At 32.9% G+C, this 19,768-nt stretch carries 15 protein-coding genes and 1 pseudogene; 9 read left to right on the forward strand and 7 right to left on the reverse strand.

From position 1 onward, the window contains the following. Window positions 1–5 precede the first annotated feature (5 nt). Window positions 6–2,621: a TonB-dependent receptor gene (locus tag BUB42_RS10075; RefSeq protein WP_073019777.1), complete on the forward strand. Its 2,616-nt coding sequence runs from the start codon at window positions 6–8 to the stop codon at window positions 2,619–2,621. Window positions 2,622–2,893: 272 nt separating this feature from the next. On the opposite strand, the gene BUB42_RS10080 is transcribed toward BUB42_RS10075, so the two are convergent. The 5 genes from BUB42_RS10080 to BUB42_RS10100 form a co-directional block, all read right to left on the reverse strand. Beyond that, window positions 2,894–6,064: an efflux RND transporter permease subunit gene (locus BUB42_RS10080; RefSeq protein ID WP_073019778.1), complete on the reverse strand. Its 3,171-nt coding sequence runs from the start codon at window positions 6,062–6,064 to the stop codon at window positions 2,894–2,896. A 38-nt stretch (window positions 6,065–6,102) separates the two neighbouring features. Further along, entirely contained in the window at window positions 6,103–7,170 is a 1,068-nt protein-coding gene (locus tag BUB42_RS10085) for an efflux RND transporter periplasmic adaptor subunit (protein ID WP_073019780.1), read from the reverse strand. Between the two features lie 4 nt (window positions 7,171–7,174). Continuing rightward, window positions 7,175–8,515 carry a TolC family protein gene (locus BUB42_RS10090; protein ID WP_073019782.1) on the reverse strand — a complete coding sequence of 447 codons (1,341 nt, stop codon included), beginning with the start codon at window positions 8,513–8,515 and terminating at the stop codon, window positions 7,175–7,177. Window positions 8,516–8,517: 2 nt separating this feature from the next. Further along, on the reverse strand, window positions 8,518–9,114 hold the full coding sequence (locus BUB42_RS10095) for a TetR/AcrR family transcriptional regulator (protein WP_073019783.1): 597 nt from the start codon (window positions 9,112–9,114) through the stop codon (window positions 8,518–8,520). A 295-nt stretch (window positions 9,115–9,409) separates the two neighbouring features. After that, window positions 9,410–9,931 (reverse strand): YceI family protein, encoded by a 522-nt coding sequence (locus BUB42_RS10100; protein ID WP_073019785.1) that lies wholly within the window; start codon window positions 9,929–9,931, stop codon window positions 9,410–9,412. 253 nt (window positions 9,932–10,184) lie between these two features. Between BUB42_RS10100 and BUB42_RS10105 the strand changes: the two genes are divergently transcribed. Further along, the gene (locus BUB42_RS10105) at window positions 10,185–11,159 is read left to right on the forward strand and encodes a polyprenyl synthetase family protein (RefSeq protein ID WP_073019787.1); all 975 of its coding nucleotides are present in this window, start codon (window positions 10,185–10,187) and stop codon (window positions 11,157–11,159) included. Window positions 11,160–11,902: 743 nt separating this feature from the next. After that, on the forward strand, window positions 11,903–12,253 hold the full coding sequence (locus tag BUB42_RS10110; RefSeq protein WP_073019789.1) for a hypothetical protein: 351 nt from the start codon (window positions 11,903–11,905) through the stop codon (window positions 12,251–12,253). Here the strand turns inward: BUB42_RS10110 and BUB42_RS10115 are convergent, their stop codons facing one another. Beyond that, complete coding sequence (locus tag BUB42_RS10115) at window positions 12,254–13,585, reverse strand: alkaline phosphatase D family protein (RefSeq protein ID WP_073019791.1); 1,332 nt, start codon at window positions 13,583–13,585, stop codon at window positions 12,254–12,256. 204 nt (window positions 13,586–13,789) lie between these two features. Then, the gene (locus BUB42_RS10120; RefSeq protein ID WP_073019793.1) at window positions 13,790–14,332 is read right to left on the reverse strand and encodes a hypothetical protein; all 543 of its coding nucleotides are present in this window, start codon (window positions 14,330–14,332) and stop codon (window positions 13,790–13,792) included. Window positions 14,333–14,453: 121 nt separating this feature from the next. On the opposite strand from BUB42_RS10120, the gene BUB42_RS10125 reads away from it, so the two are divergent. The 6 genes and pseudogenes from BUB42_RS10125 (at window position 14,454) to odhB (ending at window position 19,584) form a co-directional block, all read left to right on the forward strand. Further along, window positions 14,454–17,228, forward strand: a complete 2,775-nt coding sequence (locus BUB42_RS10125) for a 2-oxoglutarate dehydrogenase E1 component (RefSeq protein WP_073019794.1) — start codon at window positions 14,454–14,456, stop codon at window positions 17,226–17,228. 44 nt (window positions 17,229–17,272) lie between these two features. Further along, window positions 17,273–17,461, forward strand: a pseudogene (locus BUB42_RS10130) (DUF4160 domain-containing protein); the annotation flags it as partial. Further along, the gene (locus BUB42_RS10135) at window positions 17,442–17,678 is read left to right on the forward strand and encodes a DUF2442 domain-containing protein (RefSeq protein ID WP_073019796.1); all 237 of its coding nucleotides are present in this window, start codon (window positions 17,442–17,444) and stop codon (window positions 17,676–17,678) included. The pseudogene BUB42_RS10130 and the gene BUB42_RS10135, both read left to right, overlap by 20 nt. Window positions 17,679–17,682: 4 nt before the next feature. Further along, entirely contained in the window at window positions 17,683–17,988 is a 306-nt protein-coding gene (locus tag BUB42_RS10140) for a nucleotidyltransferase family protein (protein ID WP_073019797.1), read from the forward strand. Continuing rightward, the gene (locus BUB42_RS10145) at window positions 17,972–18,322 is read left to right on the forward strand and encodes a HepT-like ribonuclease domain-containing protein (RefSeq protein ID WP_073019799.1); all 351 of its coding nucleotides are present in this window, start codon (window positions 17,972–17,974) and stop codon (window positions 18,320–18,322) included. The genes BUB42_RS10140 and BUB42_RS10145 overlap by 17 nt, the downstream gene beginning before the upstream one ends. A gap of 32 nt (window positions 18,323–18,354) precedes the next feature. Then, the gene (gene odhB, locus BUB42_RS10150) at window positions 18,355–19,584 is read left to right on the forward strand and encodes a 2-oxoglutarate dehydrogenase complex dihydrolipoyllysine-residue succinyltransferase (RefSeq protein ID WP_073019801.1); all 1,230 of its coding nucleotides are present in this window, start codon (window positions 18,355–18,357) and stop codon (window positions 19,582–19,584) included. Window positions 19,585–19,768: the final 184 nt, after the last annotated feature.

Raw genomic sequence — 19,768 nt, forward strand, 5'->3', positions numbered from 1 at the left:
AATAGATGCAAAAATCATTCGCATTCTTTTTATTGTTTATATCGTTTTTCACTCAGGCTCAAGGGTTCACTATCAAAGGGAAAATTACAGATCTTGAAAACAGAGGTATTCAAAATGCTTCTGTTTCTTTGTTAAATGAAACCGGTGATTATCTTGAATATGATTTCACTGATGAGAATGGCAACTATTCAATTGTATTTCAAAACCCCAGAAGTTCGGCGATTACAATTGAGATCTCTTGTTTAGGGTATAGTAAAATATCAAAATTAATAACCAATTCAAGCCAAAGCCAAGATTTCACTCTGAAGAATAAAGTGGAGGTTTTACAAGAAGTGGTGATTGAAATTAGTAAAAAAGTCAGAGTTGAGCAAGACACAACTACAATAAAATTGGCTAGCTTTGGAAACAAAACAGAGCAAACACTCGAGGATATCTTAAAAAAAATCCCCGGAATTGAGGTTTTACAGGATGGTACAATAAAAGCGCACGGTATATCAATTGATAAATTACTTGTAGAAGGCGAAGATATGTTTGATAAAAACTATAAACTTTTATCAAAAAATTTAGACGCCAAAGTTTTAGATGCGATTCAAATTATTGATAATTTTGAAGATAATCCAATATTAAAAAAACTCAATAACTCTGAGAAAGTTGCTTTAAACCTAAAATTAGTAAAAGGCAAGAAAAATATTTGGTTTGGTAATATTACAGCGGGAAGCGGTATAATATCTGAAAATCGCTGGAAAGAAAGTCTTAACTTAGGATTGTTAAGAAAAAAAATTAAACTCTTTTATCTAGCGGACTATAATAATCTTGGAGAAAAGGCAACCGATATTGTTGCCACGAATATACTTGAAAATAATAGCTTCAGTGAAGATCGGCTGGAATTCAAAGCTAAATCGCTGTTTCAAATTAATAATAATGAAGTGGCACTTTTTAGTAAAACTCAAAGTGTTTTTAATAACGCCTTTTTAAACTCGTTAAGTTTTGCAACAAAAATAAAAGACAATTTGTCTTTGCGAGGAGTTGTTTATCTTGCAGAAGATAGGCAAAATCAAAACTCATTTTCAGAAACGAGGTACAATTTAGAAGAAAATCCAATATCATTCACCGAAAACAATTTTTACAATAATCATAAAACAGTTGCTTCAACTGAATTAGAACTAAAATACTATCCAAACGATAAAAATTATATCACCAATCTATTCATTTATAAAATCAATCCGAATGCTACAAATAGCGATTTATTCTTCAATCTGGATCAAATAAATCAATCATCAAAAAATAATAATTATACCTTTTACAATCATTTTAATCACACATTACAGCTATCAGAAAATAAAATCTTGAATAGCTATATATATTTTGGAAATGATAAGATAAAGGAAAATGTGAATGTTCTCTCGCCTTTACTTAATACTTTTCTCAATGTAAACAACAGCGATGTTATAAAGCAAGGAGCAAACAACAATTTATTTTACATTGGCGATAAAACGAAACTTATAACGAAATTTAGAAATATTGATGTAACAAATAGTATTCAATTTGAATTGTCTAAAGAAGAATTTAATAACAGCTTTGTAATTTATAACAATAGTTTTTCCAACTATGAAAATTATTCTAATTTAAAGCAACTCAAATTGTTTTTTGATAACGCCATACGGTATAACTTCTCTAAAAAAATAGATTTTACAGCTGTTGTAAGTTTACAACACATAAACTTCGAAAGTAATAATGTGGCGAGTTCTATTTTTCTTGTAAACCCAACACTTTCATTTAACATAAGAAAAACTGGTTTTGGTAATTTTAAGTTATCCTATTCAGAAAACAACACTTTACCAGAAATAAATCAGCTCACTAATAATTTTCAATTGATTGATTACCGCAGTTTTACTAGAGGTACAAGATATGAAAATCCGTTAAAAAACACAGTTGCCTCTTTTAATTATTCTATTTACTTAGACGAAAAAAGATTTTCGGTCAATACAGCTATGTCTTACATAAAATCAAAATCAATTATTAATACAGAGAGTACGATTACCAGCGATTTTAATTTTAGTAATTTAAAGCAAACAGGCGGTGGAGATAATTACAATTTGAGTTTTAGCTTTGTCAACTACGTCCGGGCATTAAAGTTGGCTTCTAAAATAGAAAATATCCAAAATTGGAATTCAAGTCCCGTAAACGTCAATGCCGCTGAATTTACGAATTCAGAAAACTATTCCAATACAATAAAATATTCTGTTACTTCTTATTTTAAAAAGGCAATAAATTTTGACGGCGGTTTTTCGTATAATTACAGTCAATCAGTTTTTGAAAATAATAAAACGACAAACAGAACTCAAGATATCTTTCTAAATATAAATTACGCTATTTCAAAAACAATTTTAGCTGAATGCAACAATGCAATCTATTTTATTAATCAGCAAAATTATTCGTTCAATAATGTTATTTTAAACTACAATCCGGTAGAAAGTAAATTTTCCTACCGCCTCATTTTTAATAATGTTCTAAATGAGAACCAATTCACTTTGATAACGTTAAACAATTTCACATTCTATCGGTCAAGTGTTGAACTTGTTCCAAGATATTTGCTTTGCGCCGTTAAATATCGATTTTGACGCATGATTCAATTTTCTATAGTACATCCCATAATTCAAGGTAGTTGCAATAAAATAACATGATTCTTTGTTAAAAATAAATTGCATCACATTTACAATTTAAATAAAAACCGCATTGTCCAGCTAAGTCTACGATGAGATTTATTAGCTAGGAATTCTTCTGATATTTTGCAACAACTTAGAGTTATTTCAACAAACTCAATTTTCCAAGCATAAAAAAAACGACCTGCTTAAACTAATAAACAGGTCGTTTTTATTACTATAAATTAAGATTAATGCTTCGGTGTAAAACCATCTTCGCTTAATTCTCTGTGTTCATAATCAGCGATCATTTCAGATTCATAATCTGTTTTTTCGCCTTTAGAGAATTTAGCAATTATTTTTTCCATGATTTCATAAATTACCGGAACAATGATAAGCGTTAAGAATAATGAGGAGATCAATCCACCAATAATTACCCAAGCTAATCCATTTTTCCATTCCGCTCCTGCTCCAGATGCTAATGCAATAGGCACCATTCCGAAAACCATCGCAATTGTAGTCATCAAAATAGGACGTAATCGAGCGTGATTCGCTTGGATTAATGCCGTTCTAATTGTTTCACCAGCTTTTCGTCGTTGATTTGTATAATCCACAAGCATAATTGCGTTTTTACAAACCAGACCAATCAGCATGATGATACCAAGAATGGTAAATATATTTAACGTATTATTGGTCAAAGCCAAAGCCAACAGCGCTCCAATAAACGAAAGCGGAATAGCAAACAGTACCACAAATGGATGCACAAAACTGTCGTACAATGAAACCATCACTAAATACACTAAAATAATAGCAGCTAATAAAGCAATTCCAAGTGTTCCGAAACCTTCCGACTGATTTTCTTGATCTCCACCCCAAATGTAATTTACACCTGTTGGTTTGTTCAACTTATCAATTTTTTCTTGCCAGATCCCAACAATTGTTCCTGAAGCAACACCTACGTTTTGACCTTTCACCGTCACCGATGCCGATTTGTCTCTTCGTTCTAAATTACTCGGACCAGAACCCTCGGTTACAGTAGCAAATTGATTTAGTTTTATTTGTTGACCACTGTCGTTGATAAAAATTAAATTACTTACATCAGTAATACTTTTTCTATCAAATGCGTTGTACTTTATGTTGATGTCGTATTCATATTCTCCGGCTCTATAACGACCATCGGTGTTTCCGCTAAACGCAGTTTGCATAGTGATACCTACAGTTTGTAAACTTAAGCCAAGTGCAGCCATTTTATCCCTGTCTACTTTTACATTCACTTCTGGATTCCCATCTTCAACTGATAATTCAATTTCAGTTGCTCCAGCAATCGTGCGAAGTTCTTTTTCTGCTGCTTTCGCGAAACTCATTGCGCTTTCCACATCAGGACCTGTCACAATTAAATTTAGTGTAGCATCTTCAGCAGTTCCTAAAATACCTACTGGAACCGTTTTTACTTTGGCACCTACTAATATTTTTTCTAGTTTACGTTTTGTTTTTGCGGCATACACATTTGCAGGTTCACTGCGTTTATCCAAATCCACCATTTTCACGTTGATCTCTGACTTGTAAGCCGTAGCTTGTGATGCTCCTAATCCTTCACTAGTTTGACCTACCGTAGCAATTTGGCTAAAAACATATTCTTCTTTACTTAAGAATGCTTCTGCTTTTTGAGTCATGAAATTCGTTTGTTCCAATGAAGCGTCTTTTGGCATTTCAATTTGAACTAAAAACTCACCACTGTCTGATGCAGCAAAGAATTCTCCACCTATAAAACCGCCACCCAATAATCCAATTGTTGATGTAAAAAACAATATTAAAACCACTAAAATTGTTTTGATATAATGGTCTAAACACCAGTTTAATAAATTAGAAATCCAGTTAGTGAAACGAGTTAAGTAACTTTCGAATCCAAGAATAATTCTTCCAAAAAGATTTTTACCTTCTATGTGTTCTAATTTTCCATATCGAGAAGATAACCAAGGAATAATAGTGAACGAAGCCAATAATGATAACAATGTTGATATAATTACGGTAACGCAGAACTGCGTGATAATATTAGACACTAATCCCGTGCTCAAAGCAATAGGTAAAAACACTACTACAATAACTAAGGTAATAGAAACCACAGTTCCTCCAATTTCGGCAGTTCCATCATACGCGGCACGAACACGGTTTTTCCCCATTTCCATGTGCCTATAAATATTCTCTAAAACTACAATCGCATCATCTACCAGAATACCCACAACTAGAGATAAACCTAACAAACTCATTAAATTCAGCGTATAGCCCATTAAATAAATTCCGATGAAAGTTGCGATTAACGACGCGGGAATCGTAACCATTACAATCAACGAGTTTCGAATGCTATGCAAGAAAAACAACATTACTAAAGCAACTAATAGTACTGCAATAAGTAAATCATGAACCACCGCATCGGCTGCCATTAAGGTAAAAACAGTACTGTCTTTTGCGACTTGTAGTTTTAAACCATTCGCTTTATAATCAGCTTCTAGTTTACTGATTGTTTTAATCATTTCCTCACTTACCGCAACCGCATTAGCATCAGATTGTTTTATTATTTGTAAAATGATCGCGCTTTTCTGGTTGACACGTGCTACTTTTTCGGTAATTTTCTGGGTGTCTTGAACGTCAGCAATATCATTAAGACGTACTTGAATTCCACCTTTAGAAGAAACAATTAGGTTTCTTAATTCGTCAACATTCTTGTATTTTCCAGCTAAACGAATTAAGATCTTTTGTTCCCTTGTTTGGATATTTCCGGTGGGAAAATCCAAGTTAGAAGATAAAATATTTTGTTGTACTTGTGGAATTGAAAGTCCGTAGGCTTGCATTTTGGCAGCATCAAGATTTACTTGAATTTCTCTTTCTTGTCCACCAATGATATTTACTTGCGCTACACCTTGAACTCTGGAAAGTACGGGCGTTAATTTTTTATCTACTAAATCGTAAAAAGCAGCTTCATCCATTGTTCCATTGGCACCGATAGTCATAATTGGTAAATCACTCAAAGAGAATTTAGTCAATGAAGGCGTATCGGCATCATCTGGTAAATCATTGATGATAGCGTTTATTTTTCGTTGCGCGTCATTCATAGAAATATTAACATCAGCGGATGATGTCAATGTAATAGAAACCGTAGACAAGCTTTCATACGATTTAGAGTCTATTTTTTTAATATTTTCTAATGAAGCGATCGCGTCTTCTATTTTTTTGGTAACGGTATTTTCAACTTCACTTGGAGAAGCTCCCGGATAAATAGTGGCAACTGTAATTACGTTTGTCTCAAATTTTGGAATCAATTCGTAACCAAGATTGCTGTAACTGAACAGTCCACCAAGTGTCAAAATTGTAAACAATACAATAATTAACGACGGACGTTTTATGGATATTTCTGCTAATTTCATGTTTTTTTCGTTTGTTTTAATTTAGCTATAGCTAATGGCTATTTGATAACTTCCACTTTAGTTCCGTCTTGAAGGTTGATTTGACCTGTAACAATTACGTTTTCGCCATCGTTTAGTCCGTCAAGAATTTCAACTTTATCACCAATGATTCTTCCAGCAGTTACCTTTTTAAGTTTTGCAGTTCCATTTTCAAGTACAAAAATTTGGTTGCTGCTTACACTTCCTACAAACGCATTTCTAGGAACAACTTTCAACGATCGTTTTTGTTGGTTTGATGCAAATTCTGCTGTACCATACATTCCCGCTTTTAAAGCAGCAGACGCGTTATTTGAAATCTCAATTTCAACTGGAAAGTTTAAACGCTCATCAGCTTTAGCAGCAATAAATGTTATTTTTCCAGAGAAAGTTTCATCGGGATAAACACTCGCGGTAACATTTATTTTGCTTCCTACTTTCAAACTAGCTACTTGACTTTCGCTAACGTTTACCTTTAATTTTAATTTAGAAACATTGACAATATCAAACAATTGAGTTGCGGGAGTTGCTGAAATTATCGATCCTACTTCTACGTATTTAGCATTAATATAACCGCTTATTGGCGCTTTGATTCTAGTATCGCCCACGTTGATATTCGCTTGCGTTAATTGTGATTTAGCATTAACCATCGCTAGTTTTGCCTGATCCAATTGTTGTTTAGTAACACCACCAGTTTTAAAGGCATTTTCAAATCGGCTATAGTCATTTACAGCATTTTGATAAACTGCATTTGCATTTTGAGCACTAACGTTTACAATATCACTTCTAACAACAGCAAGGGTTTGTCCAACTGAAACATAATCACCTTCTTTCACTAGAATTTTAGTTATTTTTCCTGATTTTTCAGCTGAAAATTTTAATTCTTGCACCGGCTCAAAATTTCCGTTTGACACGAAATCTAGAGTAATCTCCTCTGTTTTCACAGTATCAATTCTCACAGAAACAGTAGCATTTTTCTCAGCGACAACAGCTATTTTTGCTTCGTTTTCTTTTTTATTATTTGTTAAAACAAATGCTATAGCTCCTAGTGCAGCTAAAATGACTATTACTGTTATTATAATTTTTTTCATGTTCTTAGTTATTTAATAATGATTTTAATTCTCCTTTTGATTTGATTAATTGAATTTCTGCAAGTTTGTAATCTAATATGGCCGTCGTATAATTATTTTGTGCTTCCGTTAATGAATTTTCTGCATCAAGTAAATCCGTTAATGGTGCTAATCCTTGAATATAATTATTTCTAGTATTGTCTAAAACTTCTGTTGCTAGTTGCGCATTTTCTCTTTGACTTTGAATCGTTATCAAACTGTTGTCAATTTGCGTTTTGGCATTGGCGAAAGCCAAATCAAGCGATAATTTTGTGTCATCAAGATCTACTTTAACTGTTTGCAATTTTATATCTGCCTGACGTACTTTTGATCGGGTGCTAAATCCTGTAAAAATAGGTACTCGCAGGTTTAATCCGATAGAGGAAAAGTCAGACCAGTAAACGCCGTCAACGGGTTTTCCTCCAAGAGGAAATTGCGGACCTTGGCCAATAAAATTGTACCCAGCAGTTAACGATAATGTGGGATAATAAGAGGCTTCAATTGACTTTTTTTGAAATATCAATAATTCTTCTTGTTTTTTAAGTAGTAAATACTCGCTTCTATTGGCGGTATTTGGTGTCTCAACTAATGATTGCACACTTACATCAAAAGCTTTTTGTGGGATTTCGATTTGGGTTTCAATAGGCATTCCCATAAAAAATTTCAATGCGTTCTCTTGAATCTGTACTGCATTAATCACTTGCTGACGCATCGTGTTAATATTAGAAATTTTAACTAATATTCGATCTAAATCAATTTTCTTAGCTAATCCATTATCGAATTGTCCTTTAATAATATTTTTTACTTTAGTGGTGTTTTTGTAGGTGCTATCAAGTACTGTGAGTTTTTGGCGTTGCACGTACACTTGGTAATAATTATTAGCAACTCGTTCAATAACTTGTTCCTCAGTTAATTGCTCATTTATTTGATAGAACTCTCTAGTTGATTTTGCCGCTTTCAAACCAGTAAATACTGCTTGATCAAAGAGTGCCTGAGTCATTGAAAGTCCTGCTGTTGAAATCCATGGCTGACCAAAAGCAGCTTGAATTATAGTACCAGGTTGACCAAAACCAGCTCCATCAATTACCGTTGTTTGAAGTATGGGATTGTATGTTAAGTTACCATTTGCAGAAAGTTGAGGTAACGCTCCTGAGCGTGTTTCTTGAATTTGATATTCGTTATTTTTTACAGATAACCTTGCTTTTTTTGCATCAGCTTTATTTTCTAAAGCGTAGCTGATCGCCTCTTTAAGGGTAAGCGTTTTGACTACTTGCGCTTGAGCGCCTAGCGTAAAAGTTAAAAGAAGTATAAAAATTGAATTTTTCATTATTATATATTTGGATTTAGTAAATTTTTCTCTAGCTCAGCAATCCCTTTTGCTGTTGCCATGGCTCTTGTGTGGTATTCTAACGCTTGCATTTCTAGTGCAAAAGCCTCTCTCTCGGATCTCGTGTTTTCGTTGATGGTAAAAATTAATGCGTAATAAAAACTTACGTAAGCATCAATATTAATCTCCTCGCGATAAAGTCCTTGTGCAATTCCTTTTTGGATATTTTCCTTAAAGCAAGATTGACACATTTCTATTTGATTTTTTTCAACCTTATAATACACTTCGGGATAATGCTTTTTTAATTGATAAATGGGCGAAGTGTCAGTGGACTTAAACATATCATCAAACATGCGTCTGATTTTAAAATTTTCTTCGATTGCATTAAAATCTTTCGAGGTAATTTCGGCAATGATGTCATTGACTTCGGTGTGAATAACTTGCACGCTTTCTTCAATCAATAATTCTTTATTGGCAAAATATTTATAGATTGTTTTCTTAGAAATGCACATCTCTCCAGCAATATCATCCATTGTGATGCTCTTGAAACCTAGTTTCAAAAACATTTCCTTTGCTTTAGATATTATTTTTTCTTTCATCTAGTTTGTTGAATAAATTCTAATTTCTTAATTGAGTTAGAAAAGATTTTTAAGTAGCAAAAACTATTCGTTGTTTAATTAAACATTTAATCACACAAGGCCTATCAACTCATTCAAGAAAGATTATGATAAAACTTATATGTGCTATAATTTCGTATGAAGTTAAAAAACGAGACATTATTTTGTTCTCATTACTTATCGTTAAAAATAAAGTGCAAATGTAAGCAGGAAACTTTAGGTACTAAAATAGTTTCCACAAATTTTAGAATTAATTAACAATTATTTAAACTAAGATTTAAACTCCAAATTCCAAATTAGCAATTAATTTAATATCTTGTCCAAGTGCTAAGCCGCTTGTGTGATTATAGGAATTGTAAGTTAGTCCAAAATCTTTTCTATTAATTTTTCCTGTAACTTCAAATGCGGCTTTTCTATCACCATTGTAATCATTGATACCCATAAACTCAGCGTCAAGTTCTACAGATCGAGTAATGTTTTTGATAGTAAGATTGCCTTTTAAAAAATTAATATTCTTATTGATTTTTTCAAATGAAGTAGATTTAAATTGGATGATAGGATATTGGTTAACATCAAATAAATCATTCATTTTTAAATGGGAGTCTATTTGCTCGAGCTTGGCATCTTTATTATTTACGTCAAGCGAAAATTCTACAGAGGCATCTTTTATTTCATTGTCCTCAATATCAATATGTCCATCAAATTTGTTGATCGTACCTGCTAAATATGCGATTATAGAATGTCTCATTTTTATCATTACATCAGATTGGCTAGAATCAATTGTCCATTTTGTTTTCATGATCGGTTAAGTGTAATTAGTAACTGTAATGTGAAGCTATTTTTTAAAGTAATTGTCATTTTTAGGAATGTTAAAATTTTCAGCAAATGTAAAACGGAAACTTTGAATACCAAAGCAGTTTCCAATGTATTTGCTTTTTTTTAACATTTGTAAAAGTTTGAATTTTAAGATTATTGAGTTTCTTTGTGCTGAAGACCGTAAAAAAGAGTTTATTTTTACTGTTTTTCAAATTTGAACTTTAAACAAAACAGCAATGCACAGCATTTATCAATATCAAGAATTTCTGTCAGACTATTTGCAATCTCAATATGAAACTAAAGAGCCACGAAATTTATACGAACCTATTCATTACATTCTAGACCTTGGTGGTAAAAGAATTCGTCCGGTTTTAACTTTAATGACTGCTGAAATTTTCAATGCCGATTACAAAAAAGCATTGCCTGCAGCGCTGGCTATTGAGGTTTTTCATAATTTTTCGCTAGTTCATGATGATATCATGGATGATGCGCCATTGCGAAGAGGACAAGAAACGGTACATGAAAAATGGGATTTAAATACTGGTATTTTATCTGGTGATGCGATGCTGATTTTAGCGTACCAATATTTTGAACAATATGAGCCAATTGTATTTAGAGACTTGGCAAAATTATTTAGCAAAACAGCACTTGAAGTTTGTGAAGGTCAGCAATGGGATGTAGATTTTGAGCAACGTAATGATGTTACGATTGATGAATACTTAAAAATGATTCAATATAAAACCGCAGTTTTAGTAGCGGCTGCTATGAAAATGGGGGCAATTATTGCTGGAACCTCCACCGAAGATGCTAATTTAATTTATGATTTTGGATTAAATTTAGGTTTAGCATTTCAGTTACAAGATGATTATTTAGATGCTTTTGGCAATCCAGAAACCTTTGGCAAGCAAGTTGGTGGCGACATAATAGAAAATAAAAAAACGTACTTGTATCTCAAAGCTATGGCTTTTTCGAATCCAAATGACGCAGCGGAATTAAGTCGTTTATTTTCAATTCATCCCGAAGACAGCTCAGAAAAAATTGAAGTTGTTAAAGCACTTTTTAATAGTTCAGGAGCTTCAAAAGCGACTCAGGATGCCATTCATGATTTTACTTTGAAAGCTTTTCAAACACTGGAAAAAATAAATATTAGCGCTGAAAAGAAGGACATTTTGAAAGATTTTGGTGAAAATTTGATGGGAAGAAAAGTTTAGATTCCAAATCCCAAATCCCAAATCCCAAATCCCAAATTCCAAATTCCAAATTCCAAATCTGAAATCTAAAATTTCAAATCTGAAATCTAAAATCGTTAATCTACAATCTAAAATCAAAACTATTTTGTAAATCTGAAATCGAAAATCGTTAATCCACAATCTAAAATCAAGACTATTTTGTAAATCTGAAATCTAAAATCGTTAAACTACAATCTAAAATCAAAACTATATTGTAAGTCTAAAATCATTAATCTACAATCTAAAATCAAAACTATTTTGTAAGTCTAAAATCGTTAATCTACAATCTAAAATCAAAACTATTTTGTAAATCTAAAATCGTTAATCTACAAACTAAAATCAAAACTATTTTGTAAATCTGAAATCTAAAATCGTTAAGCTACAATCTAAAATCAAAACTATTTTGTAAATCTGAAATCTAAAATCGTTAATCTACAATCTAAAATCAAAACTATTTTGTAAATCTAAAATCTAAAATCGTTTATCTACAATCTAAAATCAAAACTATTTTGTAAGTCTAAAATCGTTAATCTACAATCTAAAATCAAAACTATTTTGTAAATCTGAAATCTAAAATCGTTAATCTGAAATCTAAAATCATGACTATTTTGTAAATCTAAAATCGTTTATCTACAATCTACAATCAAAACTATTTTGTAAATCTAAAATCGTTAATCTACAATCTAAAATCAAAACTATTTTGCAAATCCTAAATCTCAAATCCCATGTATTTAGCGCCTATAAATACCGACTCACTGCTTTCACAAGCTGAAAAAGAAAGTTTATATCTAAAGTTAGTGGAACAGCTAAACAAAGATTTTAATTTAGCAAATGAGTCAATAGATCTGTCATTGACTATTTCTGCTGACGAATTAAAAAGTGAGTTACACGAAAAAATCTACCGATTAATACAATATAAATTCGCAGAATATTTAAACCTTCTGTACATTATTGACGTATCTGAAAGTGAAATTAAAAAGCTCGATGGATCAGATTTAGTTATTCTTGCAGAACAAGTCGCTTTTTTAATTCTGAAAAGAGAATGGCAAAAAGTTTGGTTTAGAAATAACTATTAATTATTCAAGCTCTGTTTTTAAAATTGTTTTATTCCATAATTCTGTTCCGTTTTTGTCAAATAACGTAAGTTTCATTTTTCGGTTTTCTTTTGAACCTTCAAAAGAAACAGTCCCAAAATTATGTTGAATAAATGTGCTTCCTGCAACTTTAAATTTATTGTCCTCCTTTAAAACTCGCTCAGAAGCAACTCCAGAAGTTAGTGGTGATACTGTCCAATCGTAAATAGGATAAGTATTTTCCCGCGGCATTACTGACAATTCAGCAAAATGCCTATCACCGCTCAAAAAGAAAACTCCTTTTACTTTATTTGCTGCAATTTCTTGGAATATCTTTTCTTTTTCCTCTGGGAATTGGCTGTAGTTTTCGCTATCAGCAGCATTATTCAGTATTTGACTTCCTATTATTATTACTTTGAAACTAGCTTTAGAAGCGCTCAAAGCGTCAATCAACCATTCAAATTGTGTGTTTCCCAACATGGTTTTGGCTCCGGTAATTCGTGCATCGGGCGATCTAAAAAACCGACCGTCAATAAGAAAAAATTGTGCGTCGCCCCAATTAAAAGTCGAATAAACACCTTCATTTTGATCAGGATTAATTCCGTAATTTTTATTTGCCCAGAAGTCCTTAAACGCTTTTTGAGTAATTTGCTTATTATAAAAACTGCGATCGCTGTTATCTGGTCCGTAATCATGATCATCCCAAATAGCAAAATTTTGAGTTTTTGCCAGTAAAGGCTGCATTTCCGTGATAGATCTAGAATGCGTATTTCTATGATAAATTCCGGTTTTACTATCCCAATCTGATTCTCTTAAATAAATATTATCTCCACCCCATATCATAATATCGGGATTTTTTTTACTAATGCTTTCAAAAATAGAGTAGCCACTTCCATAAGGTTTTCCAAGTCGATCCACCGCAGTTTCGTTTACATAGGTACAACTTCCAAAGGCAATCGTAAAATCAGGAGCATCCTCCCGCCATTGCCACAATTTTTTAGATGAAAACGAAGTTTCATAAGGCAATGTTATTTTCTTTTCATCAATATAAACCGAGTAATTGTATTTTTTGCCGGGTTGCAATTGGTCTAAAACAATATGATATGTATAACCCACGTCTTTTGAAGTTGTGTAATTTTCGGAGGATAAAAGCTGAGAAGGATTGTCAGTAGGAGAATATACTATTTTTACAGTGCTATTTTTTGTGGTTTGCAACCAAATAACGGCTTCTGTCATTTCGCAATAACCCACCATTGGACCAGATTGTAAAATGCTTTTTTGTCCAAAAGAGGAACTAATATAAAAAACGAATAAAAACAGAATAATTTTTTTCATGATACTAATTTAAAAATGGTTGCCCATTTTTTGTTATTGACTTTCTTCTAAATTCCAAATCCTAAATCCTAAATTCCAAATCCCAAATTCTCAAATTCCAAATTCCAATTCTCAAATTCCAAATTCCAATTCTCAAATTCCAAATTCCAAATTCCAAATTCTCAAATTCTCAAATTCCAAATTCCAAATCCTCCAACAAAACTATTAAAAAAACACTCGAACAAATGGCATAAAAGCGCTACCATAAATATTATTGCTATCGTTCAACACATTATATCGAACTCCAATGGTTGCAAATCCAGATCGATATCCTACTCCAACAAACAGCGCGGTATTCCAGTAATTTAACGAATTAGTTCTAGTGCCGTCTATACCTTGATTTACGCGCAGCTGCTCCAACTCCGCAGACAACTGGATCTGGGGTATGGGATTAGCTAAAGTTATTAAACTTCCACCATACAAATTAGTGGCAAAAAAATCTCTTTGCTTTAAATAGGAATATTGAGCCCCGATGCCTAAAGCTATATATTCGTTAAAATTATAGATGGCACTTGGCGCTACAGTGATATCAGTAAAACCAGAGCCAAAACCTAATCCAAGGCCTCCTCCAAATTGTACATTTTTCCAAAAATCATTTTGTGTAGAAATCGCCCCGTTATTTTGTTGTGCGCATAAAGTAGCACTACCCAATAAAGTTGTTATTAGTAAAAAACAGTGTAAAGCGATCACGAAGGTATTGTTTCTCATAAGATTTCATTTTTTTTAACAACATTCACCGTAAAAGTATCTTAAATTAAATTATAAATTTATTGTATTATTGTACTTTTGCCAAACTATTTTAACAAAAAAGGTATATTCACTAAACATTATGGATAGGTTTTCATTTTTAAACGCAGCACACACAGAATTTTTTGCCCAGTTATACGATCAATATTTAGAAAATCCAGATAGCGTGGAACCTAGTTGGAGAAGTTTTTTTCAAGGCTTTGACTTTGGAATGACGACTTACAATGAGGAAAATCCAGTCGAGCAAATTGCAAATTTCGCTTCAAATAACACGGATTATAGTTTAGTTTCTGATAAGCTTCAGAAAGAATTTAATGTATTGAAATTAATCGATGGATACCGTACTCGTGGTCATTTGTTTACTAAAACAAATCCGGTAAGAGAAAGACGAGCTTCATCGCCAACACTTGAAATCACAAACTTCGGTCTTTCATCTGCAGATCTATCTACGGTTTTTGACGCTGCTAAAGCAATTAATATTCAGCCGTGTACCCTTCAAGAAATCATTAGGCATCTAGATACCATATATTGCCAACACATAGGGGTAGAATATATGTACATTCGTAATCCGGAGGTGATCAAATGGATTCAAAATAAATTGGGTGTCAATGATAATCAACCTAATTTTTCGCAAGATCAAAAAAAATCAATCCTCAATAAATTGAATCAAGCCGTTTCTTTTGAAAACTTTTTGCATACCAAATATGTTGGGCAAAAACGCTTTTCTCTTGAAGGTGGCGAATCAATTATTCCGGCTTTAGATGCTTTAATCGAAAAAGCAGCTGAAAAAGGAGTAGAACAATTTGTTATGGGAATGGCTCACCGCGGTCGTTTGAATGTTTTAGCAAATATTTTTGGCAAATCGACACAAGATATTTTTGGTGAGTTTGATGGGAAAGATTATGATCAGGAATATTTTGATGGAGACGTAAAATATCACTTAGGACTTACTGCTGATAAGGTAACTAGTACGGGTAAAAAAATCAATATCAACTTAGCGCCTAATCCTTCGCACCTCGAAACTGTAGGTGCAGTTATTGAAGGAATAACCAGAGCTAAACAAGACAAATATTTTCCTGAAGACTTTTCTAAAGTTTTACCAATAGCCGTACACGGTGATGCCGCAATTGCAGGTCAAGGCATTTTGTATGAAATTGTACAAATGGCACAACTAGATGGATACAAAACTGGAGGAACTATTCATATTGTAATCAATAATCAAGTAGGATTTACCACAAATTACCTTGATGCACGTTCCTCTACTTATTGCACAGATGTAGCCAAAGTGACGCTTTCGCCAGTTTTACATGTAAATGCTGATGATGCCGAAGCAGTGGTTCATGCAATAGAATTTGCTTTAGATTATAGAATGCAATTTGGACGTGACGTATTTATTGATTTATTAGGTTATAGAAAATACGGACATAATGAAGGCGATGAGCCCCGTTTTACTCAGCCAGTATTGTATAAAATAATTGCTAGTCATAAAAATCCAAGAGACATCTATATGGAAAAATTACTTGCAGATGGAGTAATTGATAACACTTTTGTAAAAGGGCTAGAGAAAGAATATAAACTAAACCTAGAAGTAAACTTAGAAGAGTCACGTAAAAAAGATTTGACGATCATTACTCCATTTATGAAAAATGAATGGCAAGGGTTTAAAAGAGTTTCTGATACGCAAATGCTTGAAAAAGTAGATACCTCTTATTCAAAAGAAGGTCTTACCGCAGTTGCTAATGCAGTTTGTAATTTGCCATCAGATAAAAAATTCATTAATAAAATCCAAAAACTAATCAACGATAGAAAAACAATGTTTTTCGAAAGCAATAAGTTAGATTGGGGAATGGCCGAACATTTAGCCTACGGATCACTTTTGCAAGAAGGTTATGATATTCGTATTTCTGGGCAAGATGTAGAACGCGGTACTTTCTCTCATCGTCACGCCGTTGTAAAAGTGGAAGACTCAGAGGAAGAAGTAACCTTAATAAACAACTTAGAAGGTAAAAAAGGAAAATTTACGATTTATAATTCCTTGTTGTCAGAATATGCTGTTGTAGGTTTTGATTATGGTTATGCATTGACAAATCCAAATGCATTGACAATTTGGGAAGCACAGTTTGGGGATTTTTCCAATGGTGCCCAAATTATGATTGACCAATACATTTCTTGCGGTGAAGACAAATGGAACAACCAGAACGGAATTGTTTTATTATTGCCGCACGGATATGAAGGTCAAGGAGCGGAGCATTCATCTGCTAGAATGGAAAGATATTTGCAACTTTGTGCAAGACACAATATGTATGTAGCTGATTGTTCAACACCGGCCAACTTTTTTCACTTGTTGAGAAGACAAATGAAAACAACTTTCCGTAAACCGCTTGTTGTGTTTACACCAAAGAGTTTGTTACGTGATGCAAGATGTGTTTCTTCAATAGAAGATTTTACTCAAGGCACTTTTCAAGAAACATTTGATGATGAAACAGTAAATAAAGCAGATGTAAAAACACTTGTTTTCTGTACCGGTAAATTCTATTATGACATCACTGCCGAAAGGGAACTTAACGGTCGTAATGATGTTGCAGTAGTGAGAATCGAGCAGTTGTTTCCATTGCCAGTAGAGCAGTTGAAAGATATAATTGCAAGATATCCAAACGCAGATGACTATGTTTGGGCACAAGAAGAACCAAAAAACATGGGAGCCTACAGCTTTATGTTGATGAATTTTGATTTAGTAAAATGGAGATTAGCTTCGCTTAAAGCGTATGCAGCTCCAGCAGCAGGAAGTTACACACGCGCAAAGCGCCGTCATGCTGATGCGATTCGAATGGTATTTGATAAAAATTTATTTAATTAGTGCCAACTGTTTTACTAATTGATGGATTTTGATTTTTCTTTTATAGTAAAGAACATTTGCCAGCATATATTCATATTGAAAAAGCTGAAAAGACAGCCAAATTTAATTTAGAACATATTGAAGTGGTAAAATCTTCAGGATTTAATCCAACTCAATTAAAAACAATGCGTAATTTAGTAGAAGCAAATCAAGAACTTTTAATACAAAAATGGGATGAGTTTTTCAATAATTAGTAAATCAAAAAATGCAATAGACATTGTTTTTTCGGAAAACAAAATGATAGTGTACTTAGAAGATGGTCGTGAACTAGCCGTTCCATTAGAATGGTTTCCTAGATTAAGAAAAGCAACATCGGAACAGCTCAAAAAATGGAGGTTTATAGGTAAAGGCGAAGGCGTTCATTGGGAAGAGATTGATGAAGATATTTCGATAAAGAATTTATTAGAGTAAAATAATGCTGACAAAACAGGACATATTTCAAACTATAATAGCTAACAAAGAAGCGATAAAAAACTTCGGTGTTATTGAAATTGGTTTGTTTGGTTCTTATGTTAGAAATGAACAAACAAATGAAAGCGATATTGACATTCTAGTAGATTTTGTTAAAGAAAAAAAAACTTTAATGAATTATATTGATTTTTGTAATTTACTAGAAAGTCTGTTTAAAAATAATAAAATTGATATCGTTTCAAAAAGAGGGCTAAGTAAGTTTATTGGTCCTCATATTTTAAAAGAAGTTGATTATGTCAAAATTGGATGAAATAGAATTTATTAGACATATTTATGTTGAGGTAAGATTTATCCTTGATTCAATGAGTAAAGTTAGTGAGGATGAGTTTTATGAAGATGAAATACTAAAAAGAGCAATTACAAGAGCTTTTGAAATTATTGGTGAAGCAACTAAAAATTTAAGTCTTGATTTCCGCCTAAAATATAATAATGTGCCGTGGAGCTATATGGCAAAATTAAGAGACCGAATAATTCATCATTATCAAGGTGTTGATTTTGAAATGATATGGAATATCACGAGAGAAAATATTCCTGAATTAGATTTACAAATAACAAAAATAATAAACGAACACAGTTATAAATAACATTTAGAATTCATAAATAAAATAGTATAAAGATGATTTTAGAAATGAAAGTCCCATCACCAGGGGAATCAATCAAAGAAGTTGAAATTGCAACTTGGTTAGTAAAAGATGGAGATTATGTAGAGAAAGACCAAGCAATTGCTGAGGTTGATTCAGATAAAGCAACACTAGAATTGCCAGCGGAAGCCAGTGGAATTATAACTCTCAAAGCAGAAGAAGGCGATGCTGTGGCAGTAGGTGCAGTTGTTTGTCATATTGATACTGATGGCGTTAAACCATCAGGCGATGTACAAGTAGCTGAGGTCGCTAAAGCGGTAGAAACAGCTAAAGTTGAAGTCAAAGCTGAAGCACCAAAAGCTGCTCCAGTAGCAACTACAACTTATGCTTCAGGGGCACCGTCTCCAGCAGCAAGAAAAATATTAGATGAGAAAAACATTGCGCCAGCTTCAATATCAGGATCTGGAAAAGCAGGAAGAATCACTAAAGAAGACGCAGTAAATGCAGTGCCTTCAATGGGAACTCCTACTGGTGGATCTCGCGGATCTGAAAGAACTAAATTATCAATGTTGCGTCGTAAAGTAGCGGAGCGTTTAGTTGCTGCTAAAAACGAAACAGCAATGTTAACTACTTTCAACGAAGTTAATATGACGCCTATCAACACGATTCGTAAAGAATACAAAGATGCGTTCAAAGCGAAACATGGCGGAATTGGACTAGGATACATGTCTTTCTTTACGAAAGCGGTTACTAGAGCGTTGCATTTATTTCCAGATGTAAATTCAATGATGGATGGTGATCACAAAATTGCTTTCGATTTCTGCGATATTTCCATTGCAGTTTCAGGACCAAAAGGGCTTATGGTTCCCGTAGTTCGTAATGCTGAAAATTTAACGTTTCGTGGAGTTGAAGCTGATATTAAAAGATTAGCTATAAAAGCACGTGATGGTCAAATCACTGTTGATGATATGACTGGAGGAACTTTTACAATTACTAATGGTGGTGTTTTTGGAAGCATGTTATCTACTCCTATTATCAATCCTCCACAATCAGGAATCCTTGGAATGCATAACATAATCGAGCGTCCTATTGCTGTAAACGGTAAAGTAGAAATTCATCCTATGATGTATGTAGCACTTTCTTATGACCACAGAATTATCGATGGTCGCGAGTCTGTTGGTTTTTTAGTAGCGGTGAAAGAAGCACTTGAAAATCCAATGGAATTATTATTGGATAACAATCCTAAAAAGGCATTTGAATTGTAAGAAATAAAATTCCAAAATATAAATCCCAAATTCCTATTCAGGTCTTTGGGATTTTTTTTTATATTTGAAGAAAAAGTAGCAAAAATGAAAATAAGTAAAAGAGAAATTAAAATTTTTATATTAGGATTTATAAGTTGTGTTGTACTACAAGGTATAATTGACTGGGAAGATTCCGTCCGATCTT

The sequence above is a fragment of the Flavobacterium micromati genome (assembly GCF_900129585.1).
Lineage (GTDB): Bacteria > Bacteroidota > Bacteroidia > Flavobacteriales > Flavobacteriaceae > Flavobacterium > Flavobacterium micromati.

Coding starts and splice junctions, on each gene's coding strand:
- BUB42_RS10140 (WP_073019797.1), top strand. CDS start 17,683: ATGCTGACAAAACAGGACATATTTCAAACTATAATAGCTAACAAAGAA.
- BUB42_RS10100 (WP_073019785.1), bottom strand. CDS start 9,931: ATGAAAACAAAATGGACAATTGATTCTAGCCAATCTGATGTAATGATA.
- BUB42_RS10135 (WP_073019796.1), top strand. CDS start 17,442: ATGAGTTTTTCAATAATTAGTAAATCAAAAAATGCAATAGACATTGTT.
- BUB42_RS10075 (WP_073019777.1), top strand. CDS start 6: ATGCAAAAATCATTCGCATTCTTTTTATTGTTTATATCGTTTTTCACT.
- BUB42_RS10115 (WP_073019791.1), bottom strand. CDS start 13,585: ATGAAAAAAATTATTCTGTTTTTATTCGTTTTTTATATTAGTTCCTCT.
- BUB42_RS10105 (WP_073019787.1), top strand. CDS start 10,185: ATGCACAGCATTTATCAATATCAAGAATTTCTGTCAGACTATTTGCAA.
- BUB42_RS10080 (WP_073019778.1), bottom strand. CDS start 6,064: ATGAAATTAGCAGAAATATCCATAAAACGTCCGTCGTTAATTATTGTA.
- odhB (WP_073019801.1), top strand. CDS start 18,355: ATGATTTTAGAAATGAAAGTCCCATCACCAGGGGAATCAATCAAAGAA.
- BUB42_RS10085 (WP_073019780.1), bottom strand. CDS start 7,170: ATGAAAAAAATTATAATAACAGTAATAGTCATTTTAGCTGCACTAGGA.
- BUB42_RS10090 (WP_073019782.1), bottom strand. CDS start 8,515: ATGAAAAATTCAATTTTTATACTTCTTTTAACTTTTACGCTAGGCGCT.
- BUB42_RS10120 (WP_073019793.1), bottom strand. CDS start 14,332: ATGAGAAACAATACCTTCGTGATCGCTTTACACTGTTTTTTACTAATA.
- BUB42_RS10095 (WP_073019783.1), bottom strand. CDS start 9,114: ATGAAAGAAAAAATAATATCTAAAGCAAAGGAAATGTTTTTGAAACTA.
- BUB42_RS10110 (WP_073019789.1), top strand. CDS start 11,903: ATGTATTTAGCGCCTATAAATACCGACTCACTGCTTTCACAAGCTGAA.
- BUB42_RS10125 (WP_073019794.1), top strand. CDS start 14,454: ATGGATAGGTTTTCATTTTTAAACGCAGCACACACAGAATTTTTTGCC.
- BUB42_RS10145 (WP_073019799.1), top strand. CDS start 17,972: ATGTCAAAATTGGATGAAATAGAATTTATTAGACATATTTATGTTGAG.